Source organism: Actinopolyspora biskrensis, from assembly GCF_013408175.1.
GTDB lineage: Bacteria > Actinomycetota > Actinomycetes > Mycobacteriales > Pseudonocardiaceae > Actinopolyspora > Actinopolyspora biskrensis.
The window spans coordinates 430,368-453,941 of record NZ_JACBYW010000005.1 but is presented as its reverse complement, the minus strand read 5'-3'; the positions used below and the strand labels follow the sequence as shown (position 1 = coordinate 453,941).

Sequence of the window (23,574 nt, the reverse complement as noted above, 5' to 3'; positions counted from 1 at the left end):
CTGATGTTCTCCGGCCGGACCGGGGTTCTCCCCTTCGGCGTTCCCGGCACCGAAACACCCCACCCTGCCAGCAGGAGCGGAAACTTCTAACATCCACCTTCGCCGTGTCTGCGGTAGAAGTCCTTCAGCAGCTGGTGGGAGCGGCGCGTCGGCGAACCGGTGATCTCCACGTGGTCCTCCCCCAGCCGGAGGATCACGCTGTCCTGTTCGTTCCGGCGCAGCCACGACTGAACCAACCCCACCATCGCCTTGACTCCCGAGCCGGACAGCAAACCTCCGACGGAGAGCTTCCCGACGCCGGTCAGGACCGCGGAGCCTCCTTCGGAATCCGGCCCACTTCGCGACGGGAACCGCTGCTCCACCGAGTCGAGACGCAGACAGCGGAGTTCGCACGCCAACGCACCGGTGAGGCGATCCAGCGCCACACTGTCGGTACCGTCGACCGGGACCAGCGTGAGCTCGATCGAATCGGCGGCGTACTCGGTCATGGGATTTCCAGCTACGCTCGACTGTTCGAATTCACGTCACGTGTCGTGACGACATCGAACTCGAGAGTACTGAATCCGAACGCACCGCTGGTGGAAAGCGCACAAAGATCATCCGTTCGGAGCATCGGCCGGTCACGAGCCCACCGCGCCCCTCCGGACGCTCCCCCGGCGGAACACCGCGTTCGACTTCCCTGCCGGTTCCCTCCCGCGCGGCGGGGGCGTTCCGCGCGGAACTGTCCCCCTGGAGCGCTTCCGGAAAAAACGTTTCGCGCGAAACGCCCCGAGCACTCCTGCCAGCGTGGTTCGTTCGGGTGCCGGATCCCGGTTCCTCGGCGCGGTGGCGGCGAGACGAGCGTCCCGGAGGCCGGGGTCGCCCGGGCTTCCGCCGAGTGGCCACCCGAGCGAACCGGACCGGCCGAAGGCCACCGGTCAGAAGTGCTCGGGCTCCACCACCCGCACTCCGGGCAGCTCCCGCACGAAATCGGCTCCGAACGCGGTGGCCGGCGTCCGCACTCCGGCCGCCGGCTGACCCTGTTCCAGCGCTCGGACGATCCGCAGCACGGATTCCGCGGTCAGCTCGTAGGTGTCCGGGCCGACGAGCGCGGCACGGACACCGTTGCCCTGCTGATCACCGGCCTCGGCGTAGACCTCGACTCTGCCGTTGGCCCGGGTGCTGCTGGCCGGACCGCGCACGAGCAGGTCAATCGCGGTCTCGGCGCTGCGGCGCACGGCGGGAGTGCCGAGAAGACGGCCGATCAGGCCTTCCGAACGCCGGCCCATCCGGTTCAGCCCGGGCAGCGCGGCGAAAGTGGTGATCGTTCCTATGCCGGTGCTGCGGTAGGCCGTCGCCACATCGCCCCAGGGCAGCGAGGCCACCGTTCGCGTTCCCGAGGGGAATTCGACGCTGCGCCTGCGCCATCCCACCGGCACGGTGCGCAGCCTGCCGTCCACACGCACCCGGCCTCCCAGTCCGACGCCTTCCAGAGCGCTCTTGACCGTCCCGGGGCTCACCCCGCCCACGGGGCGGAAGGCCAGGTCCAGATCGGTGGCGCCGGGCAGCTCGGCGGCCACCATGGCCGCCAGGCAGTCGGTGGGCACCACGTCGAAACCGGCCCCGGGAAGCAGGGTCACCCCCTCGGCCGTGGCCCGCTCGTCGCGACCGAAGATCGCCTCGAACACCTCGATCTCGCCCGTGATGTCCAGATAGTGGGTTCCGGTGCGCAGGCAGGCCTCCACCACGGGAGCGGCGGTGCGGGAGAAGGGCCCCGCGCAGTGCGCCACGGCGTCGACGTCGCGCAGTCCGCGCTCGAGACCGCCGGAGTCCCGCAGGTCGAGCGTCCGGTACTCCAGACCGAGCGGGATCGCGATGTCGGCCAGCTTCCGCGCGTCGCGCCCGGCCAGCACGGGTTCGTGTCCGCGCCGAACAGCCAGCTCGGCGATCAGCCTGCCGGTGTAACCGGTGGCTCCGTAGAGCATCCAGACCATGAGGCACCCTTCCGAACGACGTGGTCCCCGGGACATCGCCCCGGCGGGCGGGGCGCGGACATCACGAAGCTCCGCCTCGAGATCGTCCCGAGCGGTGCCCAACCTATCCCACGTTGGTGAGACCGGAAACGATCAACCAGGCTCCGAAGATCGCGAACAGGGCCGCGGCGCCGTAGCGGACGACGTGCTGCGGGAGGTACCTGCCCATCGCCAGACCGGCCACGACCGCGAGCGCGTCGGCCAGCACCATGCCCACTGTCGAGCCGACCCAGGTGCCGAACCACTCGTGCTGCGTGGCCAGGGTGACCGTGGCCAGCATGGTTTTGTCGCCCAGCTCGGCGAGCATGAAGGCCAGGGAAACCGTGATCAGTGCCGATCCCTTGGCACGCCGGACCCTGCTTTGGTCCGACTCGCCGAGTTCGTCCCCGCGCAGTGTCCAGGCGGCGAAGCCGAGGAACGCCACACCGACGAACACCCCGATCCAGTCCGTGGGCAGCGCGGAACCGAGACCGAATCCCAGGGCCACCGACACCGCGTGCACCGCCGCGGTGGCCAGCGTGATTCCCAGCAGCACGTGCCAGGTCCGGTAACGCGTGGCGAAACTCATCGCCAGTAACTGCGACTTGTCGCCCAATTCGGCCAGGAAAATGGCCACCGAGCTCACCGCGAAGCTCGCCAACACGTCTTGTCCACCTTTCCGCGCTCACGGGTGGGGCCCGAAAACAAGAGCGCACCGGGGGCTCCGCCCCCTCTGCGCTCCGAATACTCCTGGATCGGCCCGGGCGGCGCCCCGAAAAAATCGAATCCGGAATCCACCGCCCCACGGAGATTACCTATTCACGCAGAAAAGACAAACAGAACCCGCGAAAAAGGCGCGGCAAAATCATCCGGGACGCGGAGCCAAAAAATTTTTTCGTCCCGGCGAAACCCGTTTTTCCCGAAAGGGAACCCCGAAACGCGTCGAGCGGAGGCGAGCACAAAAGGAATTCGCCCCGATCCGTTCCGTGCCCACGTGTGGCCGGGGGACGCGCGATCACCCGGCCACACCCGCGCGGGGGATTCACCGAAGGGGCAGCACGTCCTCCGGCTCGTCCTCACCGCGCGCGCCGAACACGCGACGCTGCCCGAACTCGATCGGGACATCGTTGATGCTGGCCTCGCGGCGGCTCATGAGCCCGTCGCCGGCGAATTCCCACATCTCGTTGCCGTAGCTGCGCCACCACCGCCCCGAGTGGTCCCGGCACTCGTACTGGAAACGCACCGCGATCCTGTTCTCACAGTACGTCCACAATTCCTTTCGCAGGGCGTAGTCCAGCTCCCGGTTCCATTTCTCGCGCAGGAACCGCACGATCTGCTCCCGGCCGACGAGGAACCGGTCCCGATTGCGCCACACCGAGTCCGCGGTGTATGCCCGCGCCACCCGCTCGGGGTCGCGGGTGTTCCAGGCGTCCTCTGCGGCCCGGACTTTCCGCAGCGCCGCTTGCCCGTCGAACGGCGGGCGGGGAGGTGGTTCGGACATCGCTGCGTCTCCTCTCCTGTGCACGCGGAGAACGGCCGTTCTCCGCGCATCGGTATGTCGGACAACGATCCCTCGACTCACGGGCAGGCGCGGTGCGGCAGGACGAGGCGCACTTCCGGGTGCTGGACGCGGCCGAGGAGCTCTGCTACGCGCGGGATCCGCGCCGTCGGCATGGACGAGATCCGCTCAGCGGCGGGCGCGTCGCTGAAGCTCCTCCACCGGTGTGCTTCCCGCCCGAGGAGGAGCTGGTCGAAGCGTGCCCGCGCCGCCGCGACGAACGCCGGCGCGGCGCGCCGGCGGAGTACCTGGTGCGGCACGGAAGGGGTCGAGACGGGTACGACTCCGAGCGCGGGTCCACGGACGGGACCGGTCGACGAGCCGATGTCACGGGGAGAGCCATCGGACGTCGGCATCGGGCTCGGAGTGCTCGCGCTCGTCGTTCCCACGCTCGTGTTCGGACTGTTCACCATCGCAACGACCGAGCAGTCCACGGGGACGACGTCCGGATCGGTGCAACCTGCGCGACCGACGAGCACGTCTCCCGAGGACGGCCGGGAATCCGCCACAGGCAGAGTGGTCTACGAGGTCACGGGCTCGGAGGGGGTGAACACGATCACCTACGGCAGGGATGGTGCGACGAACCGGGCCACGGGCACGGAGCTCCCCTGGTCCGAGGAGCAGCGGATCACCGGCGGAGCCGAGTCGTACAGCCTGAGTGTCCGGAACGGCCAGAACGGCGGAGAGGTGACCTGCGAGATCACGCTCGATGGCGAGGTCCTCGCCAGGAACACCGCCGACGGCCCGCACACGATGGTCACCTGCAACGGAGACACCGGCCTCTGACCGGAGCGTGGTTCATTGCGGACCGGGTTCGAGTGGGACGCGACGGCGGTGACTTCCGTGTCCGCGAGCACACGCCGCGGATGTGGAGGAGCGGCGAGACGGCGGACTGCACCATCACCGGCATCCGCACGCCCCACGTACTCGCCACCCACGAATGGGGAATCCCGATGTCCGAGGCCAGCACGCCGAACGCGGCCGACCACGTCGGGCACTCGCCGCCGCGAACCGGATCGGGACACCGGACGACACGCTGCGCGGCATCCGGATGTCGGGCGAAATCCCGTGGACGCCGTGGCTGACCTGGCAACGTGCCGAGCCACCTGAACGTCTCCGTGGTCCTGCCGGAGGACTCCACCTGGAACGAGGTCGAGACCAAGTTCCTGATCGACGGGCGGGACGTGATCGACCCCGAGTTCGACACCGGACCGTGCCTGGACCCCGACATGCTGTTGGGATCGGACAGTCCGCTGCTGCCCGCCAAACAACCCCGGGAAGTCATGCTCGCCGAAGCCGAGTGCGCGTGGGGCTGCTGCGGCGCGGTCTACGTCCGTGTTCGCCGCGACGGGGACCAGGTCGTCCGGGACCGGTGGCACAACCCCGACGATGACGACTTCTCCTTGGCGGAGGTCCGGTTCGACTCGGAGCAGTACGAAGCCGAACTCGCCCGTGCTCACGCCGAGCGCTCCTGGGAGTGGCCCGGACGAACCGTGGCGCGGCTGTTACGTACCCGGCTTCGCGCGGAACCGACTGCACTGGGCCAGTGGAACAGCAGCCTGGGCCGAACCGGGTCCTCGATCCGGACTCCCAACCGGGTTGAGATGATGTTCACCTCGCCATCCCGGGATGTCGTCAGGGACCACCTGCGGACGCACGGCGATTTCCCCCGGAATACACCCAGTTCCGCATGCGGTTTCCCGTGAGGAAGGAACCCGCCGAGCGGCAGGCCGAGCGTATAGGCGCGAAGTTGCGCACCACCGACCCGCGCAAGAAGGCCAAGGTCTGCGGTGGCTAGCCTCGGGTGACGCCGGTCGGGCAGCGGATTCCTTCGTCCACGACGAACCCGATGGGTTCCCGAGTGTGGGCGAAGTTATCGTCTCGCTGCGCGCCGTGCAATCGACACGGACTCTGATCCGGCGGTCTTTTTCGCTTTTCAGAGTGGGTGTGGTGGGCGCAGCTGGGCTCGAACCAGCGACCCCCTGCTTGTAAGGCAGGTGCTCTTCCGCTGAGCTATGCGCCCTCGGCGGTGGCCGACCAACATCGTACAGGTCGGCCACCGCGTGGCTTCACGCGGACAGCTCCGCGAGCGCCTTCTTCCAAGCATCCTGGTCACGAGGCTCACCGGGCTGATTCATCTCGGCGAACCGGACCTTGCCCTCGGTGTCGACGAGGAAGGTCCCCCGGTTGGCCATTCCGGCCTGCTCGTTGAACACACCGTAGGCCTTGGAGACCTCGCCGTGCGGCCAGAAGTCGGAGAGCAGCGGGAAGGTGTAGCCCTCCTGCTCCGCCCACGCCTTGAGCGCGAACGATGAGTCCACCGAAACCCCGATGACCTGCACCCGGTCGTTCTGGAAATCGCTGAGCTCGTCGCGGACCTGGCAGAGCTCGCCCTGGCAGACACCGCTGAAGGCGAACGGGTAGAAGACCAGGAGAACGTTCTTGTCACCCCGGAAGTCGGACAGCGACACCTTCTCCTTGTTGTAATCCGGCAACGTGAAGTCCGGCGCTGTAGCACCGACCTCTAGCGTCATGCGCCCATCCTTCCATTCGACGGCGGCGTTTCCGCCGTCGAACCTACACCGATCGAGGGGCAGGACGCACCGACAGTCGAACGACCACCGGCACGTCCGCCCCCGTCACTTCTTGGTCTTCGCCGGTTTGCGGTAGGCCAGCCTGGTTGCGGTCCACTCCTCGCCGAGGCTGAGGTTGGAAGTCTGGGCAAGATTGGACGTGGACGCTGCCTCGGCGATGTCACTGGGTTCCACGTGTCCCTCACGCCCCGTCTTGGGAGTAAACACCCAGATGACACCCTCCTCGGCCAGCGGCGTCATGATGTCGAGAAGTGTGTCCGTCAGGTCGCCGTCTTCGTCACGCCACCACAGCAAGACGACATCGACCACTTCGTCGGCATCCTCATCGAGCAGCTCGCCTCCGCAACGCTGCTCGATCGCTTCTCGGACGGTGTCATCGACATCCTCGTCCCAGCCGATTTCCTGTACCACCATGTCTGGCTCGATATCGAGCTTTTCGGCGACGTCGGTTTCGTTCCTGCCGGCGTCTTCCGCGGCGACCACGGCTTTCTCACTCCTCCAATTCCCATGTGCGTGGAACGGACGCCCCACGCACGAGACAAGTTTGCACGATCTCGTCGACAGCGAACACCGTAAACGCCCGTGAGCGCAACTGAGGATCGCATGACATCGCACGCCAACATTCCCAGTGAACCGCGAGAACCCGACACCCACCCCCTTCATGGGCGGGTGTACGGGCCGAGCTCCCCACCATCGGGGGACCGAGGATCACCCCACGGAGGTTATGCGGGCCCTCCCCCGACCCCGGGGTGACACCACACTGCTGGTCACGGCTCACGCCACGAGACTGACGGCAGTCCGGGAAACACACAACCCGGTCCGGGACATACCGGGTGGTAACTGTGACGGTTCGCGCCTGGCACGCAGTATGGGAGACGATGAACCGACGAGGCCGCACCCTCGACCGAAAACGCGCACGACGTCCTCGAGGAGATTCCTTTGTCCCCGCACGGCAGTGACAACGGTGGCGCGAACTCCCCCCAGCGAGTGCGGGTCATCCGCAACGGGCTGGCGACGCAACTTCCGGACATCGACCCGGAGGAGACCGAGGAGTGGCTCGAATCCTTCGACTCGGCGTTGTCCGCGGCAGGCAAGCAACGCGCCCGCTACCTGATGCTGAGGCTGCTCCAGCGAGCCGGTGAGCAGGGGGTCGGAGTTCCCTCGCTGACCAGCACCGACTACGTCAACACCATCCCCACCGAGCTCGAACCTTGGTTCCCCGGAGACGAGGAGACCGAACGTCGCTACCGGGCCTGGATGCGGTGGAACGCCGCCGTGATGGTGCACCGGGCACAGCGCCCCGGCATCGGCGTGGGCGGGCACATATCCTCCTTCGCCTCCTCGGCCAGCCTCTACGAGGTCGGATTCAACTGGTTCTTCCGGGGGAAGGACGATCCGGGGGGCGGGGACCACCTCTACATCCAGGGGCACGCCTCCCCCGGCATATACGCCCGCGCCTTCCTCGAGGGCCGGCTCTCGGAGGAGCAGCTCGACGGTTTCCGCCAGGAGTACTCGCACGCGGGACCGGGCGGCGGGCTTCCCTCCTACCCGCATCCCAGGTCGATGCCGGAGTTCTGGGAGTTCCCCACCGTTTCGATGGGGCTCTCCCCGATGAACGCGATCGCCCAGGCCCGGTTCAACCGGTACCTGCGGGACCGGGGGATCAAGGACACCAGCAGGCAGCACGTCTGGGCGTTCCTGGGCGACGGGGAGATGAACGAGCCGGAGTCCCGCGGCATGCTCCAGGTGGCCGCGAACGAGGGACTGGACAACCTCACCTTCGTGATCAACTGCAACCTGCAGCAGCTGGACGGCCCCGTCCGGGGCAACGGGAAGATCATCCAGGAACTGGAGGCGTTCTTCCGCGGAGCGGGCTGGAACGTGATCAAGACCGTCTGGGGACGTGAGTGGGACCCGCTGCTGCACGCGGACCGGGACGGCGCGCTGATCAACCTGATGAACAGCACCCCGGACGGGGACTACCAGACCTACAAGGCCAACGACGGCGCGTTCGTGCGCGAGCACTTCTTCGGGCGGGACCCGCGCACCAAGGACATGGTCAAGGACTACACCGACGACCAGATCTGGGGGCTGCGCAGGGGCGGACACGACTACCGCAAGATCTACGCCGCCTACAAGGCCGCGATGGAGCACCACGGCCAGCCGACGGTCATCCTGGCCAAGACCATCAAGGGCTACGGGCTCGGGGCGCACTTCGAGGGCCGCAACGCCACCCACCAGATGAAGAAGCTCGCGCTGGACGACCTCAAGCTGTTCCGCGACAGCCTGCGCATCCCGATCCCGGACGCCCAGCTGGACGAGAATCCCTACCTGCCGCCCTACTACCACCCCGGATCGGAAGCCCCCGAGATCCAGTACCTGCGGCAACGCCGCGAGAAGCTCGGCGGTTACCTCCCGGAACGCCGCACCCGGGCCAAACCCCTGGTGCTTCCCGGCGACAAGGTCTACGACGTCGTGCGGCAGGGCTCCGGAAAGCAGGAAGTCGCCACGACCATGGCGTTCGTCCGCCTGCTGAAGGAGCTCGCCAAGGACTCCGAGGTGGGGCCCCGGCTGGTCCCGATCATCCCGGACGAGGCGCGCACCTTCGGGATGGACTCGATGTTCCCGTCCCAGAAGATCTACAACCCCGCCGGCCAGAACTACACACCGGTGGATTACCAGCTGATGCTCGCCTACCGGGAGAGCGACCAGGGGCAGATCCTGCACGAGGGAATCAACGAGGCGGGCTCGGTGGCCTCGTTCACCGCGGCCGGGACGAGCTACGCCACGCACGGCGAGCCCATGATCCCGGTCTACGTCTTCTACTCGATGTTCGGCTTCCAGCGCACCGGGGACGGGCTCTGGGCGGCGGGAGACCAGATGACGCGGGGTTTCCTGCTCGGGGCCACGGCGGGCCGCACCACGCTCGTGGGTGAGGGCCTGCAGCACGCGGACGGGCACTCGCTGCTGATCGCGGCGACCAACCCGGCCGTGATCTCCTACGACCCCGCCTGGGCTTTCGAGCTGGCCCACATCGTCAAGGACGGCCTGCGCAGGATGTACGGCGAGGCCCCCGAGAACGTCTTCTACTACCTCACCGTCTACAACGAGCCGTACCAGCAGCCCCCGGAACCGGACGGTCTCGACGTGGAGGGGCTGCTGCGCGGGCTGTACCGCTACCGGCGGGCGGATCGGGACTCCGGGCCGCGGGCGCAGATCCTGGTCTCGGGGGTGGCCATGCCCGAGGCGCTGCGCGCCCAGGAGATGCTGAGCGACGAGTGGGGGGTGGCCGCCGACGTCTGGTCGGCGACCTCCTGGACCGAGCTTCGGCGCGAGGCCGAACGCGCCGACCAGGACAACCTGCTCTCCACCGAGGGCCGGGCCCGCCGACCGCACGTCACCCGCGCGCTGAGCGACGAGCCCGGGCCCGTGGTCGCGGTCAGCGACTGGATGCGCGCGGTGCCGGACCTCATCCGGCCGTGGGTCCCCACGGACATGACCACCCTGGGCGCGGACGGATTCGGGTTCTCCGACACCAGGCCGGCCGCACGACGGGTATTCCTGGTCGACGCGGAGTCGACGGTGGTGGCCACGCTGGCCGCACTGGCCCGGCGGGGCGAGGTCGAGCAGTCCCGGGTAACCGAAGCGGCCGAGCGGTACCGCATAACCGACCCGCGGGCCGCGGGACCGCAGCTCTCCGAGTCCGGGGACGCCTGACAGCGATCTCCCCTCCCGGTCGTCGGGGCGCGCTCCGCGCCCGCGCGAGCGGAGAAGGGGCCGGGGCGCTCGCCGTCCGCGCCGACGGCCGCGCCGCCGGGACCGCGGCGGCCGTGGCCTCCGGGCGCCCCGCGCCGGCATCACGGCGGCGCGGGGCGTGTCGAGCAGGCACCGGCCCGTTCCACGCACCGGTTGTGTGACCGAACACGTTCGTGCGAGAAGAACGTGGTCCTCCGCTCGCGGTGTGGTACCCAGTGTTCGGGTTCCGCGCGTCCGCTTCCGGACCGGAACCCGGTGCCGCGCCGCGGTGAGCGGTTTTCCGGACATCCGGGACGACCGCCGAAACGACCGGCCGGCCGCGAAACGGCCGAAAAGCTCCTCGGCACGTCCGAGAGCCGGGGCCGACGGCCTCGCCGGACGACGGAGGTTTCCTCTCACGGCCAAGGCCGCGCACAGCCCGATTCGCACGCTACGAGTGGGCTCGTCCGGCCCGATCGACGCCGTGCACGGTTCCGTGTCGAGCGGTCCCGCCCGTCCAGCGGGCAGCCGAGCGACGTGCGGCGCGGGCACCGACCGATCGCGTCTCGCCTCCCAGGGAGAACTCAGGTGAACGACACCGACCGGGCCATCCTCGACTTCGAGAACGAGTGGTGGCGGCACTCCGGGACCAAGGAACGGCTCGTCCAGGAGCGGTTCGGCTTATCCTCCACCAGGTACTACCAGCGGCTGAACCGCCTGCTGGACGATCCGGAGGCGCTCGAGCGGGCGCCCGCCCTCGTCAACAGGCTGCTGCGGGTGCGGGACAGCAAGGCGGTGCGGGACCCGAGCGAGCCCGCGCGCGCTCCCGTGGAGGACGAGCGCGGCGAACCGCGGGGCTGACCGAGCCCCCGCGCCGCAGCGCTCCCGTCGTACCACCACAACCGGCCTCGGCAGGGCGTGCGAGCCTGGTGACCATGCAGGGCGGGGACGAGGGGAGCGGCGCTTCGGGCTCGGCGAGAGCCGAGCTGTCGGCCAGCACCCTACGCAGGTTGGAACGCGCCTCCGGTGGCCTGGCCACCGCGAGCATCACCGCCATGGAACAGCGGCTTCCGTGGTTCTCCAGACTCCCCGCCGATCAGCGCTCCAACGTGCTGCTGGTCACCCAGACCGGGGTCTCCAACTTCGTCTCCTGGTTGCAGGACCCCACCGAGGCCATCAGGCTCACCGCCGAGGCCTTCCGCGCGGCCCCGCGGGACCTCTCGCGCTGGGTGAGCCTGCGCCAGACGCTCGAGATGGTCCGCACGGCCATCGACGTGTTCGAACAGCAGCTTCCCGACCTCGCCAAGGACGAGTCCGAACGGGTGCTGCTCACGGAGTCGATCCTGCGCTACACGCGCGAGATAGCTTTCGCCGCCGCCACCTCCTACGCGGCGGCGGCCGAGGCCAGGGGCGCCTGGGACGCGCGGCTGGAAGCCCTCGTCGTCGACGGGATCGTCCGGGGTGACACGGAGGAGTCCCTGCTCTCCCGCGCCGCCGCGCTCGGGTGGGAACCCTCTTCGGAGGCCACCGCGCTCGTGGGCAGCGCTCCTTCCGACGACCCCCCGAGCATCGTCTACCAGGTGCGCAGCAGGGCCGCCCGCGCCGGCAGGTCGGTGCTGCTCGGTGTGCAGGGAACCAGGCTGGTCGTGGTGTTCGGCGAGGCCTCGGACGGACGCGCGGTCCGGGACCCGGCCGGCACGCTCGCGGAGGCGTTCGGGGAGGGGCCCGTCGTCGTCGGCCCCACGGTTCCCAGTCTGGCCGAGGCGCACCGCTCGGCCGGGGACGCCATGTCGGGGCTGCGCGCGGTGGTGGCCTGGCCCGACGCCCCGCGGCCCGTGGCTTCCGAGGACCTGCTTCCGGAGCGCGCGTTGGCCGGGGACCCGGAGGCCGAGCGGCTGCTGGTCGAGGGGATCGTGCTCCCGCTGACCGATTCGGGGGGAGCTCTCATGGAGACCCTGGACACCTACCTCGAGGTCGGCGGCGTGCTGGAGAGCTGTGCGCGCAAGCTGTACGTGCACCCGAACACGGTCCGCTACCGGCTGCGGCGGATCTCCGAGATCACGGGCCGCACCCCTTCGACGCCCCGCGGAGCGCACACGCTGCGGGTGGCGCTCGGGGTGGGCAGGCTCGCCAAGTCGCGCGGACTCTGGTGAACGAGCGTTCGACACGGAACCCCACCGGAGTTTTGGAACGCTCGTCATGAGGTGTGTAGGCTCGCTCACGCAACGGAGAATCGGACAGGCTGTTGTCCCATTTCACACGCGTTCGTCGTGGTCAACGACCGCACACGCCTGAATAACGGTTGCATCACAGGCCTGTTTTGTAGGATCTCCACAAATTTTTCGGGCTGACTTCGTTGGTGTCGGCATCACGTGCACCCGACCCGAACGTGTTCAGTGTTGAGTGTGATCGCGCTGCTAGCTCCCGGCCAGGGCGCCCAAACGCCCGGCATGCTCCAACCGTGGCTGGAACTGGACGGAACAGAGCAACGTCTGACCGAGTGGTCCGAGATCACCGGTCTCGACCTGGTCCGGCTCGGTACCACCGCGGACGCCGAAGAGATCAAGGACACCTCGGTAACCCAACCCCTGGTGGTGGCCAACGCCCTGCTCGCGGCCGAACGGCTGGAGAAGCAGCTGGGAGACCTCCCGCGGGACCTTCCCGTGGCGGGTCACTCCATCGGCGAGCTGGCCGCCGCCGCGCTCGCCGGAGTGCTCGGCTTCTCCGACGCGATGTCCCTCGCGGCGGTGCGCGGCAGGGAAATGGCCGCGGCGTGCGCTCTCGAACCGACCGGCATGTCGGCGGTGCTCGGAGGTTCTCCGGAGGACGTGCTCCCCCGCCTGTCCGAGCTCGGTCTGCAGCCGGCCAACCGCAACGGAGCCGGACAGATCGTGGCGGCGGGGCGTGCGGACGCCCTCGAGGAACTCGCCGCGGACCCGCCCGAAGGCAGCAGGGTGCGTCCGCTGGCGGTCGCGGGCGCCTTCCACACGGCGTTCATGTCCCCCGCGCGGGAGGCCCTCTCGATCCACGCGGACAAGCTCTCCCCGGAGAACGCACGGCGCCCGATGCTGTCCAACGCGGACGGCGCCGCGCTGACCGACGGGACGGAGATACTGCGCAGGTTGGTCGAGCAGGTCACCCAGCCCGTTCGCTGGGACTCCTGCATGGCCACGCTCGACGAACGCGGCGTGACGTCCGTGGTCGAGCTCCCCCCCGCGGGAACCCTGTCGGGCATGGTCCGTCGGGAGCTCAAGGGCACCCAGGCGGTCGCCGTGAAGACACCCGCCGACCTGGACAAGGCCGCGAACGCGCTGGCCTCCCACGGCCAGACCGATTCGGAGAACGACTCGTGAGCAAAACGTCGACATTGAGCCTCACCGAAGGCCCCAACGCCACGCGGGTCGTGGGTTTCGGTAGCGCGCAGGGCAACCGGGTCGTCACCAACGACGACCTGGCACGCATCGTGGACACCAACGACGAGTGGATCCAGCAGCGTGTCGGCATCGTCAGCCGCAGGCTCGGTGAGGACGACCAGACCGTGGTGAGCATGGCCGTCGAGGCCGGCTCCAAGGCGCTCGCCGACGCGGGGCTGTCCCCCGCCGAAGTGGACCAGGTGATCATCGCCACCTGCACGATGCCGGGACCGATCCCGAACGCCGCCGCCCAGGTGGCCGACCGGATCGGCATCAAGGCCTCCGGGGCGTTCGACCTCAACGCGGCCTGCGCGGGGTTCTGCTACGCCCTGAACACGGCCTCGGACTTCATACGTGCCGGTTCGGCGCGCAACGTCCTGGTGATCGGGGCAGAGCGTTTCCAGGAATGGCTCGACTGGCAGGACAGGGCGAACTGCATCATCTTCGCCGACGGAGCGGGCGCGGCCGTGGTCTCCCCCGCCGAGCAGCCGTCCATCGGGCCGGCCACGCTCGGCAGCGCGGGCGACATGGTGGACACCATCTACCTGCGGGAGAACCGCTACATCTACCAGGAGGGGCAGACCGTCTTCCGCTGGGCGACCTCGGAAGTGGCTCCCGTGGCCACCCGTGCGGTGGAACGGGCCGGTCTGCGGCTGTCCGACGTGGATGTCCTGGTCGCCCATCAGGCCAACCTGCGCATCGTCGAGGCCATCGCCAGGAAACTGCAGAACCAGGGAGCCCGTGACGACCTCGTGGTCGCCCGTGACATCGTGCATTCCGGCAACACGTCGGCCGCGTCCATCCCGCTGGCGATCGACCACATGCGGTCGGCCGGAGAGGTGAACAGCGGTGACGTGCTGCTGCTGGTCGGCTTCGGGGCAGGGTTGTCCTACGCGGGCCAAGTGATCATCTGTCCGTGAACACCGACTCCCCGGGGTGGTCCCCGGCACGGAGCACCGAGCTACTCGAAAAGGAAGGACCGAACGTGGCGAACGAGGAAATCACCCAGGGCCTGGCAACCATCGTGGAAGAGGTCGCCGGTGTCGACGCCGAGGAGGTCTCCGTCGACAAGTCGTTCGTCGACGACCTGGACATCGACTCGCTTTCCATGGTGGAGATCGCCGTCCAGGCCGAGGACAAGTTCGGGGTCAAGATCCCCGATGACGAACTGGCCAACCTCAAGACCGTGGGCGATGCGGTGGACTACATCGTCAAGAACGCATGACGACCAAGGACGTTGTGATCACCGGGATGGGCGCGACGACTCCGCTCGGCGGGGACGTCGCGTCCACCTGGGACGGTTTGTTGAACGGTGCCAGCGGCGGCCGCACGATCACCGAGGACTGGGTCGACACCTACGAGCTGCCCGCCAAGATCGCGGCGCCGCTCGCTGTGGAGCCCTCCGAGGTGCTCCCCCGGGTTCGCCTGCGGCGCATGGACCGCTGTGAGCAGGTCGCGCTCATCGCCGCGCGGCAGGCGTGGTCGGACGCCGGGTTCGAACTGCCGGACGAGGAGAACCAACCGGTCGACCCCGACCGGCTCGGGGTCTCCATCGGCACCGGAGTGGGTGGGCCCAGCACGCTGCTCGACCAGCACGAGGTCCTGAAGTCGCAGGGCCTGCGCAAGGTCTCCCCGCTGACGGTGCCGATGCTGATGCCCAACGGCCCCGCCGCGCACGTGAGCCTCGAGCTCAAGGCCAGGGCGGGTGTGCACACTCCCGCATCGGCCTGCGCCTCCGGAGCCGAGGGGCTGGCCAACGCGCTCGACATGATCCGTGCTGGTCGTGCCGACGTCGTGGTCGCCGGTGGGGCCGAGGCCTGCATCCGGCCGATCACCGTGGCCGGGTTCTCGCAGTCGCGCACGTTGAGCACCCGAAACGACGACCCCCAGGGCGCCTCGCGGCCGTTCGACGCCGATCGGGACGGCTTCGTGATGGGCGAGGGCTCGGGCGTGCTGGTGCTGGAAAGCGCCGAACACGCCGCGGCCAGGGGGGCCAGGGTGTACGCCCGGCTCGCCGGAGCGGGCATCACCGCCGACGCCTATCACATAACGGGTGCCCACCCGGAGGGTCTCGGGCAGATCAACGCGATCAACACGGCCGTGGGCACGGCCGGGCTGTCCACCACGGACATCGAGCACGTCAACGCGCACGCCACCGCCACGGTGGTGGGGGACGTGGGAGAGGCCACGGCCATCCGCAAGGCGCTCGGGGATCACGTGCTGCTCACGGCCCCCAAGGGGGCACTGGGACACATCGTCGGCGGAGCCGGCGCGGTGGAAAGCATCGCCACGGTGCTTTCGCTGTACAACGGGGTGATCCCGGCCACGCGGAACCTGGACAACCCCGATCCGAAGGTCGAGCTCGAAGTCGTGTCGGGCGAGCCGAGGAAGAAGACGCTGAACGCTGCGGTCAACGATTCCTTCGGCTTCGGTGGTCACAACGTGGCGCTGGCCTTCACCCGGGCGTGAGGACGACCGGGATCCGAAACGCCGGTGTGCGGGTTTCGTCGCCACAACGGGCGGAATCCGCACACCCCTCCCGACGAGCAACCGACATCACCCATCGTCAGTCAGCATCGGAGCACCCGTGACAGCGCTTGCCTCCCACCACGAGACCTCGGACGTCGACTGGGACCCTCGCGATCCCGAGCTGCGGCTTTCCCAGCTGCTGGACGCCGATTCGGCGGTCCCGCTGTACGAGCGGGACAGCAGCGGCGTACTGGCCGTGCGCGGCCGTATCGACGGTTCTCCGGTGGTCGCCTACTGCACCGACGGAACGGTGAAGGGCGGCGCCATGGGCTCCGCGGGGTGTTCACGCATCGTGGGAGCCATCGACACCGCGCTGGAGGAGGGCTGCCCGGTGCTCGGGGTGTGGCACTCGGGTGGTGCACGGCTCCCCGAAGGGGTCCAGGCCCTGGACGCCGTCGGCCAGGTGTTCGCGGCGATGATCCGGGCCTCCGGTCGGGTGCCCCAGATATCGGTGGTACTCGGGCCGGCCGCGGGCGGAGCCGCCTACGGTCCCGCACTGACCGATGTGGTCGTCATGGCCCCCGCCGGCAGGGTGTTCATCACCGGTCCCGACGTGGTGCGCAGCGTGACCGGGGAGGAGATCGACCAGGAGGGACTCGGCGGCGCCGAGGCGCACGGCTCCAAGTCCGGCGTGGTGCACGTGGTCGCCTCCGACGAACCGGACGCCTACCTGCGTGCCCGCCGGGTGACCGGGCTGGTCGCCGACCAGGGCGGCTTCGACCACGGGACCACGGGTGACCGGCAGGACCTGCGTGCGCTGCTTCCCGAGACGGCGCGACGTGCCTACGACGTCAAACCCGTGGTCCGGGGGATCCTGGACACCGACGAGACCGGGGCGAGCGTCTTCGAGGAACTCCAGGCCAAGTGGGCCCCGAACATGGTCACCGGACTGGGCAGGCTCGGCGGCAGGACCGTGGGGGTGCTGGCCAACAACCCGATTCGCAAGGGCGGTTGTCTGGACTCGCTGTCCGCCGAGAAGGCCGCCCGGTTCGTGCGGATGTGCGACGCCTTCGGCATCCCCCTCGTGGTGCTGGTCGATGTTCCGGGCTATCTGCCCGGTGTGGACCAGGAGTGGGGCGGTGTGGTCCGCCGCGGCGCGAAACTGCTCCACGCCTTCGGGGAAGCCGTGGTCCCCCGCGTCACTCTCGTCACCCGCAAGTCCTACGGCGGTGCCTACATAGCCATGAACGCCCGCTCGCTCGGCGCCAGCGCGGTCTTCGCCTGGCCGGAAGCCGAGCTGGCCGTCATGGGAGCTCGTGCCGCCGTGGGGATCCTGCACCGCAAGGAGATCGCCGCCGCTCCGGAGGAGGAGCGCGAGGCTCTTCAGGACCGGCTGGCCGAGGAGCACCAGCGGGTGGCCGGGGGCGTCGACCGGGCCCGTTCGATCGGGGTCGTCGACGAGGTCATCGACCCGTCGAGCACCCGTGAGCGGCTCGCGCAGGCACTGGACGCCGTGCCGGACAAGCGCGGCGACCACGGAAACATCCCGCTGTAACCCCGGAAGGGATCGCGTGGTCGGGGCTCGACGGGGCCCCGGCTCGACTGCGGGCCGACCTTCCGCGGGCGACCCTCCGACCTCGGTCAGCTTTCACAGCGGTTGGTCAGCGAGCTGTCCGGCAACCCCTGTCCGAGTTTCAACTCCCCGTCCTCGGGCACGACCCGGTACACCACGCGCCAGCGCAGACAGGTCAGCGGCATCTCCTCCGGAGCGGCTTCCTCGCTCTGGGTGCTGACCAGGGACATGACCAGGCGCAGCGTCCCCTCCGGGCCCCGGACGATCCGGTGCACGGTTACCGTGCCGTCCTGGGTGGTGCCGTACTCGTCGATCCACTGCTCGTAGGGCTGGTTGAGCCTTTTGGCGCGCACGACGGTGGTGCGCCACTGCTGGTAATTGCGCTTGTTGATGGCGTCGAAGTGCTGCTGCAGCAGGTCCCGCACCGCACCGCTGTCCGGATGGCTCCGCGCCCCCTCCTCGAGCGACACTCGCTTCGAGCCGGGAGCGTCCTGTGCGGCGTTCGGGAACGACGGAATCTCCGGAACCCGGGCGTGGGAGGGCGTGGGAGTCCCGTAGAGCGTGCGGGCCCACAACCCGACCCCCACTGCGGACAGCAAAACCACGGCGGTGAGGGCAACGACCCAGAGCAGCCGGCCCCAGCGGCGGAACCCGGTTTTCGGTGGCACGTGACGAGCGTGCCATACGCCCCTCCGGAGTCCGACGGGACGGATCTCCCGGTCGCCGAACCCGATGTCGGGCACCCGCTCACGAGACCGCGGGAGGTCTCGCCGAGCGAGGGCCCCGTCCGGGGCGGATAACGTCAACAGGAGTCATTCGGTGCGGATGATCCCGCGCTGCAGGGCGGTGCTGATCGCGGCCGTGCGGTTGTCCACCCCCAGTTTGTCGAAAATGTGCACCAGATGCGTCTTGACCGTGGCCTCGCTGATGAACAGCTCCCGCGACAGCGCCCGATTGGACAACCCCTGCGAGAGCAACCGCAGAATCTCCGCCTCGCGCGGGCTCAGTGCTTCGGTGGGAGCGCGCAACCGGTCGAACAGACGAGCAGCGACGTCGGGGCCCAGCGCCGTTTCCCCCAACGCCGCCGATCTGACCGCTTCGCAGAGCTGCTCCGGCGGGGAGTCCTTGAGCATGTAGCCGGTCGCTCCGGCCTCCACTGCGGCGAGGATGTCCGCATCGGTGTCGTAGACCGTCAGCACCAGCACGGCGGGGGGCTCGGGCAGCGCGGTGATTTCCCTCGTCGCGGTGACACCGTCCATCCCGGACTTCATCCGCAGGTCCATCAGCACCACTTGCACGACCGTGTTCCGCAGGATGTCCAGCGCGGCCCGCCCGTCGGAGGCCTCGTCCACGACCAGCATGTCGGACCGGTCCTCGAACATGGCGCGGAGTCCCCGGCGCACCACGGGGTGATCGTCGACGAGCAGCAGGCGCAGGGGTTCGCTCACCGGTACACCTCCTCACCGAGAGGCAGTCGCACCGCGACCACGGTGCCGTCCCCCTCTGAGCTCTCCACGTCCAGTTCACCACCGAGCAGGGTGATCCGCTCCCGCAACGCGGGCATCCCGAAGCCGGTGCCGTCCACGCGCGACTTCCCGAGGGTGTCCGGGTCGAATCCCACCCCGTCGTCGTAGACGTCCATGGTCACCCGGGTCGCCAGATATCCCAGGGTCACCATCGCCGTGTCGGCCCGCGCGTGTCGAACGACGTTGGACAGGCTGGCCTGGGCCGCCCGCAACAACGCCACCTCGTATTCGGCGGGAAGCGGAACCGGCGTGCCGTCCAGCCTGAGGTCACAGCGCAGGCCGGACTCCCGCTCGGTTCGTTCGCACAGCCTGCTCAGCGCTTCGGCGAGCCCGGCCTCGTGCAGGGCCGGTGGCCTGAGCTCACGGACGAACCCGCGTGCCTCCTCCAGGTTCTCCGAAGCCGTACGCCGTGCTTCGGCGATCCGGGAACGCGCCGTCTCCTCCTCGGGGAGGGCGGACTCCGCGGCGCGCAGCAGCAGCACCACGCTGGACAGCCCCTGCGCGATGGTGTCGTGGATCTCCCGGGCCAGCCGCTCGCGCTCGGCCGCGACCCCGGCCTCGTGCTGCGAGGTGGCCAGCTGGGCCCTGGTCTCGCGCAGATCCGCGATGAGATCGCGGCGTTGTTGGCTCTCCGCGTGGATGGCCGCGTATCCCCAGGCCACGACCACGGCGAACACCGCCCCCAGGGTCGGTCCGAGCACCATGGCCACGCTGAAACCGTCCGCGTGGAACAGCTGCGTGGAGATCACCAGCCCGGTGACGACCGCGACGGCCACCACCGCGTGCGTCCACCGCAGCAGGTGAAGGTGCAGGAAGAACAGCGGGAAGGCCACCCAGGAGAAATCCGGGCTGGCCGCCAGCAACAGCGCCCACAGCACCGTCACGCCCGCCAGCCAGAGCAGAGCGACCCACCGAGGGTACGTCCGGTGCGGGGGCAACGCCCCCGCCGCGTAGAGCACGGCCAGCACCACCGCACCGCACAGGGCCACAGCAGTCAGCGTCCCGGCGTCGCGCGTCTCGAACAACCGTGTGGCGGCGATACCGAGCAGCAGGTAGAACCCCGCGTGCAGGGCGGCTCTCAGGCCCCGCAGCACCATCGACTCCGCCGGATCGTCTCCGGTCAACAGCGTGTCACCTCTCGAGCGGGCGGACTGGGTATCCGAACAGCGTCCCGGTGACGTCACAGGCCTCGGGCACTCGCCACCACCAGGTTCCACGGACGGGCACGTCTCACGCATCAATCGTTCGATTGACTCGCGACTCAACCTCACGGCACGCGGATCTCGAACTCCGGCGCGATGGCGACGCCGGGTTCCCGGGCGACAGTGGAACGGTAATCCACAGCACGAGGAGAGAAGTGATCCGTGTTCGTCGCCATCCGAGACATCCGCTTCGCCAAGGGGCGCTTCACCCTGATGGGGTCGGTCGTCCTGCTGATGACCCTGTTGATCGTGCTGCTTTCCGGGCTGACCTCGGGACTGGCGGATCGATCCACCTCGGCTATCAAGGACCTCCCCGCCACGCACCTGGTGTTCGGCGGAACGGGCTCGGAACGGCCCGAGAGGTCCTTCGCGGAGAGCTCCGTGACCGAGCGACAGCGCGCGGTCTGGAGCGACGCGCGGGGAGTCGGTGATGTCACCCCGCTCGGCATCAGCACGACCCGGTTGGGCACACCGGACGGTGGAGAGGCCGCGGCGACCGTCTTCGGAGTCCCACCCGGCGCACCGGCCGCCCCCGGAACGATCTCCGCGGGAGGGGTCGTGCTGAGCCGCTCTCTCGCCGCGGAACGGGACCTCTCCGCCGGGGACCACGTGTCGACCGGGGCCGGCGAACTCACGGTCGAACGCGTCACCGCGGACGCCTTCTACAGTCACACCCCGGTGGTTTGGACCACACTGGACACCTGGCACGAGCTGCGCCCCGACCGGACGGCGGGGACGCGGGCACCGCTGGGCACCGTGCTCGCGGTGAACGCGAACGACGCCGCCGACCTGCCCGCGGTGGACTCCGCCGCGCGCACCGTCTCCGCCACCGTCGGTGGCAGCCTCACGGCTATCGGGTCGTTCTCCTCGGAGAACGGGTCGCTGTTGATGATGCAGGGGCTGCTCTACGCGATCTCGGCACTCGTGGTGGGAGCCTTCATCACGGTCTGGACCATCCAGCGCAGCGGGGACGTGGCCGTGCTGAAAGCACTCGGCGGATCGACCGGCTACCTGCTGCGCGACGCGCTCGCCCAGTCGTTGGTCGTGCTGCTGCTCGGCGCGGGGTCCGGGGGCGCGGCCGGGGTCGCACTTGGCGCCCTCGCCTCGGGAACCGTTCCGTTCAACCTGACCCTTTCCACCACGTTGCTCCCCGTACTGGCGATGATCCTGCTCGGCACGGTCGGTGCCGCGCTGGCGGTGCGGCGGATCACCTCCGTGGACCCGCTCACAGCGTTGGGAGCCGGCCGATGAGCCTGACCATGAACGAGATCAACCTGACCTACCCGGACGGGGACCTGAGCACGACCGCACTGGACGACGTCTCCCTGGACGTCCGGCCGGGCGAACTGCTCGCGGTCACCGGCCCCTCCGGATCCGGCAAGTCGAGCCTGCTCGCCGTGGCCGCCGGACTGCTGCGTCCGACCACGGGATCGGTGTCCGTAGGGGACACCGACATCGCGCGCCTGCCCCGCTCCGCCGCGACCCGGCTGCGCCTGGAGCGCATCGGAGTCGTCTTCCAGCAGCCGAACCTGATCGGCTCACTGACGGCCACCGAGCAGTTGCAGGTCACCCAGCACATGCGCGGGCGACCCCCGCGAAAGACGCGGGACACCGCCGTACAGCTGCTCACCGCGGTGGGCCTGGCCGGTAAACAGCACCGGAGACCGCACCGGCTCTCCGGGGGAGAGCGGCAGCGGGTCAACATAGCCCGCGCTCTGATGTCCCGGCCGAAGGTGCTGCTGGTCGACGAACCGACGGCTGCGCTGGACCACGTCAGCGGGACGAACGTCGTGGAGCTGCTGGCCGATGTCACCGGGCGGTACGAGGTGGCCACCGTCCTGGTCACGCACGACACGGAGTACCTGGACCGGGTGGACCGGCACGTCTCGATCAGGGACGGAAAGCTCACCGGAGGCGACGCGGGGGCGAACCCCGCGACGTCCGGATGACCGGCGTCCCCGGAGCTCGGGGCCCTGACGCCGGTGGTTTCCCGCTCCACGGCGGGGAACCACCGCACGGCCCCTCACCCTCCCGGAACCACCTGCTCGGGGTCCATCCACGCGACCTCCCAGATGTGGCCGTCGAGGTCCTGGAAACTGCGCAGGTACATGAATCCCTCGTCCATGACCTCGTTGGCCGTTCCGGCTCCGGCCTCGAACGCCTCGTCCACGAGTTCGTCCACCCGTTGCCTGCTTTCCAGACCCAGGCAGGTGATGGCCTCGGTCGTGCTGTTCGCGTCGGCGACGCTCTTCCGCGTGAAGGTCTCGAAGAAGGGTTCGGTAAGCAACATCACGAAGATGCCGTCGCCGACGATCATGCAGGTGGCCGACTCGTCGGTGAAGTTCGGGTCGAACGAGAAGCCGAGCCGCTCGAAGAAGCCGACCGATCTGTTCAGGTCCTTCACCGGAAGGTTCAGAAAAAGTTTCGTACTCATGGGTATCCCCCGTTCGAGTGCTGCGCCGCCCCGTCACCGACAGCGCAGGCCTGCCGAAACGCCCGCCGGCGGGTAGAGCTCACCCCACGCTGCTTCCGGCTTCGGAGAACGCCGATGCAAGGATGCTGACAGAAAGGCCCGACGCTCGCCGCCGGAAAGCGAGCGCACCGGGCGGAACGCCCCGCGGGCGCTAACCGACGCTGTGCAGCCGTTCGATCGGAGGACCTTCCCCGGAGCTCCGGAAGGGCTCCAGCGCCTCGTCCCACGAACCGCCCAGCAGTTCCGTGGCCCGGTGCCGGAAGGACTCGGCGTCCCGGCACTCGCCGACGAGGGTTCGTAGCTGGTCCTCCCCCACCACGATGTCGCCGTTGGCTCCGGTTCGGGCCCGCCACAGCCCGAGATCCGGGACGTGGCTGAAGCGCTCCCCGTCGACGCCCGCGCTGGGGTCCTCGGTGATCTCGAACCGCAGTATCGGCCACGCCAGCAGCGCCGCGGCCAGTCGGGCTCCCGTTCCCGGCGCGCCCGACCAGACGTACTCGGCCCGCAGCTGCCCCGGAGCGGCGGGCTGAGCCGTCCAACGCAGCGCGCAGCGGGTGTCGAGCACGCCCGCGATCGCCCGTTCGACGTGCGGACAGACCGCGCCGGGTGCGGAGTGGATGTAGACCACACCGCTCGTAAGCTCGGACGTGCTCACTGTGGACCTCCGCCTGTGCCACGAGGGACGTCTCACCACGACCTCGAAGCGAAGTTCGTCACATCCCAGTCGATCACAACAAGCGTGCTTCCGCACGCCCCTCTCACGGCCCGAACGGGCGGAAACAAGTCCTCAAAGGACGAACCCCGGGACGAATCACACGGATCGTGCCCCGGCATCCGCCATCCGATTACCGGAAAACAGCAGTTCGGGACGCTCCTCGCCGCGCGACGACCGTTCCTCGCTCAAACCACAAAGGACAGAAACCGCAGCGCTGCCCGCGAATCAACAACACACGAAAGGTGACATATCCACTGCGTGTCCCCTCCCGGGACTCCCCGCCCCGCATCGGCCACGGGACGGGTGCGACGCGCCGCGGGGCTTC

23 protein-coding genes and 1 tRNA gene are annotated in these 23,574 nt (G+C 69.1%); 12 read left to right on the top strand and 12 right to left on the bottom strand.

What is annotated here, in order from left to right; genetic code table 11:
• Positions 1 to 86: 86 nt before the first annotated feature.
• From FHR84_RS15480 to FHR84_RS15465, 4 genes are all read right to left on the bottom strand, one after another.
• Entirely contained in the window at positions 87 to 488 is a 402-nt protein-coding gene (locus FHR84_RS15480) for a hypothetical protein (RefSeq protein ID WP_179536207.1), read from the bottom strand.
• A 429-nt stretch (positions 489 to 917) separates the two neighbouring features.
• The gene (locus tag FHR84_RS15475) at positions 918 to 2,075 is read right to left on the bottom strand and encodes a saccharopine dehydrogenase family protein (RefSeq protein WP_246300590.1); all 1,158 of its coding nucleotides are present in this window, start codon (positions 2,073 to 2,075) and stop codon (positions 918 to 920) included.
• A 1-nt stretch (position 2,076) separates the two neighbouring features.
• Positions 2,077 to 2,655 carry a TMEM165/GDT1 family protein gene (locus FHR84_RS15470; protein ID WP_179536206.1) on the bottom strand — a complete coding sequence of 193 codons (579 nt, stop codon included), beginning with the start codon at positions 2,653 to 2,655 and terminating at the stop codon, positions 2,077 to 2,079.
• Positions 2,656 to 3,033: 378 nt separating this feature from the next.
• Complete coding sequence (locus FHR84_RS15465) at positions 3,034 to 3,492, bottom strand: nuclear transport factor 2 family protein (protein ID WP_179536205.1); 459 nt, start codon at positions 3,490 to 3,492, stop codon at positions 3,034 to 3,036.
• A gap of 381 nt (positions 3,493 to 3,873) precedes the next feature.
• Between FHR84_RS15465 and FHR84_RS15460 the strand changes: the two genes are divergently transcribed.
• Together FHR84_RS15460 and FHR84_RS15455 are read left to right on the top strand one after the other, a co-directional pair.
• Positions 3,874 to 4,335: an MmpS family transport accessory protein gene (locus FHR84_RS15460; protein ID WP_246300589.1), complete on the top strand. Its 462-nt coding sequence runs from the start codon at positions 3,874 to 3,876 to the stop codon at positions 4,333 to 4,335.
• Positions 4,336 to 4,643: 308 nt separating this feature from the next.
• Positions 4,644 to 5,255 (top strand): hypothetical protein, encoded by a 612-nt coding sequence (locus FHR84_RS15455; protein WP_179536204.1) that lies wholly within the window; start codon positions 4,644 to 4,646, stop codon positions 5,253 to 5,255.
• Between the two features lie 242 nt (positions 5,256 to 5,497).
• On the opposite strand, the gene FHR84_RS15450 is transcribed toward FHR84_RS15455, so the two are convergent.
• From FHR84_RS15450 to FHR84_RS22955, 3 genes are all read right to left on the bottom strand, one after another.
• Positions 5,498 to 5,572: transfer RNA gene (locus FHR84_RS15450), tRNA-Val, on the bottom strand.
• Positions 5,573 to 5,618: 46 nt separating this feature from the next.
• On the bottom strand, positions 5,619 to 6,083 hold the full coding sequence (locus FHR84_RS15445; protein ID WP_142075751.1) for a peroxiredoxin: 465 nt from the start codon (positions 6,081 to 6,083) through the stop codon (positions 5,619 to 5,621).
• A 105-nt stretch (positions 6,084 to 6,188) separates the two neighbouring features.
• A complete protein-coding gene (locus tag FHR84_RS22955) occupies positions 6,189 to 6,626 on the bottom strand; it encodes a DUF3052 domain-containing protein (protein ID WP_017973912.1) in 438 nt (145 codons plus the stop codon).
• A gap of 456 nt (positions 6,627 to 7,082) precedes the next feature.
• Between FHR84_RS22955 and aceE the strand changes: the two genes are divergently transcribed.
• The 8 genes from aceE to FHR84_RS15400 all read left to right on the top strand — a co-directional run bounded on the left by aceE (position 7,083) and on the right by FHR84_RS15400 (position 17,315).
• Positions 7,083 to 9,860, top strand: a complete 2,778-nt coding sequence (gene aceE / locus FHR84_RS15435; protein ID WP_179536203.1) for a pyruvate dehydrogenase (acetyl-transferring), homodimeric type — start codon at positions 7,083 to 7,085, stop codon at positions 9,858 to 9,860.
• A gap of 606 nt (positions 9,861 to 10,466) precedes the next feature.
• Complete coding sequence (locus tag FHR84_RS23325; RefSeq protein ID WP_179536202.1) at positions 10,467 to 10,739, top strand: DUF3263 domain-containing protein; 273 nt, start codon at positions 10,467 to 10,469, stop codon at positions 10,737 to 10,739.
• Between the two features lie 74 nt (positions 10,740 to 10,813).
• Complete coding sequence (locus FHR84_RS15425) at positions 10,814 to 12,031, top strand: PucR family transcriptional regulator (protein WP_179536274.1); 1,218 nt, start codon at positions 10,814 to 10,816, stop codon at positions 12,029 to 12,031.
• A gap of 252 nt (positions 12,032 to 12,283) precedes the next feature.
• On the top strand, positions 12,284 to 13,231 hold the full coding sequence (locus tag FHR84_RS15420) for an acyltransferase domain-containing protein (protein ID WP_179536201.1): 948 nt from the start codon (positions 12,284 to 12,286) through the stop codon (positions 13,229 to 13,231).
• On the top strand, positions 13,228 to 14,211 hold the full coding sequence (locus FHR84_RS15415; protein WP_179536200.1) for a beta-ketoacyl-ACP synthase 3: 984 nt from the start codon (positions 13,228 to 13,230) through the stop codon (positions 14,209 to 14,211). Before FHR84_RS15420 ends, FHR84_RS15415 begins: the two co-directional genes overlap by 4 nt.
• A gap of 65 nt (positions 14,212 to 14,276) precedes the next feature.
• On the top strand, positions 14,277 to 14,516 hold the full coding sequence (locus FHR84_RS15410) for an acyl carrier protein (RefSeq protein WP_017973905.1): 240 nt from the start codon (positions 14,277 to 14,279) through the stop codon (positions 14,514 to 14,516).
• Entirely contained in the window at positions 14,513 to 15,760 is a 1,248-nt protein-coding gene (locus FHR84_RS15405) for a beta-ketoacyl-[acyl-carrier-protein] synthase family protein (protein ID WP_179536199.1), read from the top strand. The genes FHR84_RS15410 and FHR84_RS15405 overlap by 4 nt, the downstream gene beginning before the upstream one ends.
• 118 nt (positions 15,761 to 15,878) lie before the next feature.
• Positions 15,879 to 17,315: a carboxyl transferase domain-containing protein gene (locus FHR84_RS15400; protein ID WP_179536198.1), complete on the top strand. Its 1,437-nt coding sequence runs from the start codon at positions 15,879 to 15,881 to the stop codon at positions 17,313 to 17,315.
• Positions 17,316 to 17,401: 86 nt separating this feature from the next.
• On the opposite strand, the gene FHR84_RS15395 is transcribed toward FHR84_RS15400, so the two are convergent.
• From FHR84_RS15395 to FHR84_RS15385, 3 genes are all read right to left on the bottom strand, one after another.
• On the bottom strand, positions 17,402 to 18,001 hold the full coding sequence (locus FHR84_RS15395; protein ID WP_179536197.1) for a hypothetical protein: 600 nt from the start codon (positions 17,999 to 18,001) through the stop codon (positions 17,402 to 17,404).
• 144 nt (positions 18,002 to 18,145) lie between these two features.
• Positions 18,146 to 18,781 carry a response regulator gene (locus tag FHR84_RS15390; RefSeq protein WP_179536196.1) on the bottom strand — a complete coding sequence of 212 codons (636 nt, stop codon included), beginning with the start codon at positions 18,779 to 18,781 and terminating at the stop codon, positions 18,146 to 18,148.
• Complete coding sequence (locus FHR84_RS15385) at positions 18,778 to 19,983, bottom strand: sensor histidine kinase (protein WP_179536195.1); 1,206 nt, start codon at positions 19,981 to 19,983, stop codon at positions 18,778 to 18,780. The genes FHR84_RS15390 and FHR84_RS15385 overlap by 4 nt, the downstream gene beginning before the upstream one ends.
• Before the next feature lie 240 nt (positions 19,984 to 20,223).
• On the opposite strand from FHR84_RS15385, the gene FHR84_RS15380 reads away from it, so the two are divergent.
• Both FHR84_RS15380 and FHR84_RS15375 read left to right on the top strand, forming a co-directional pair.
• Complete coding sequence (locus FHR84_RS15380; RefSeq protein WP_179536194.1) at positions 20,224 to 21,312, top strand: FtsX-like permease family protein; 1,089 nt, start codon at positions 20,224 to 20,226, stop codon at positions 21,310 to 21,312.
• The gene (locus FHR84_RS15375; RefSeq protein WP_179536193.1) at positions 21,309 to 22,010 is read left to right on the top strand and encodes an ABC transporter ATP-binding protein; all 702 of its coding nucleotides are present in this window, start codon (positions 21,309 to 21,311) and stop codon (positions 22,008 to 22,010) included. The genes FHR84_RS15380 and FHR84_RS15375 overlap by 4 nt, the downstream gene beginning before the upstream one ends.
• A 74-nt stretch (positions 22,011 to 22,084) precedes the next feature.
• Here FHR84_RS15375 and FHR84_RS15370 read toward each other — a convergent pair whose 3' ends face one another.
• A complete protein-coding gene (locus FHR84_RS15370) occupies positions 22,085 to 22,495 on the bottom strand; it encodes a VOC family protein (RefSeq protein ID WP_179536192.1) in 411 nt (136 codons plus the stop codon).
• A gap of 190 nt (positions 22,496 to 22,685) precedes the next feature.
• A complete protein-coding gene (locus FHR84_RS15365) occupies positions 22,686 to 23,189 on the bottom strand; it encodes a DUF3145 family protein (protein WP_179536191.1) in 504 nt (167 codons plus the stop codon).
• Between the last annotated feature and the right edge of the window lie 385 nt (positions 23,190 to 23,574).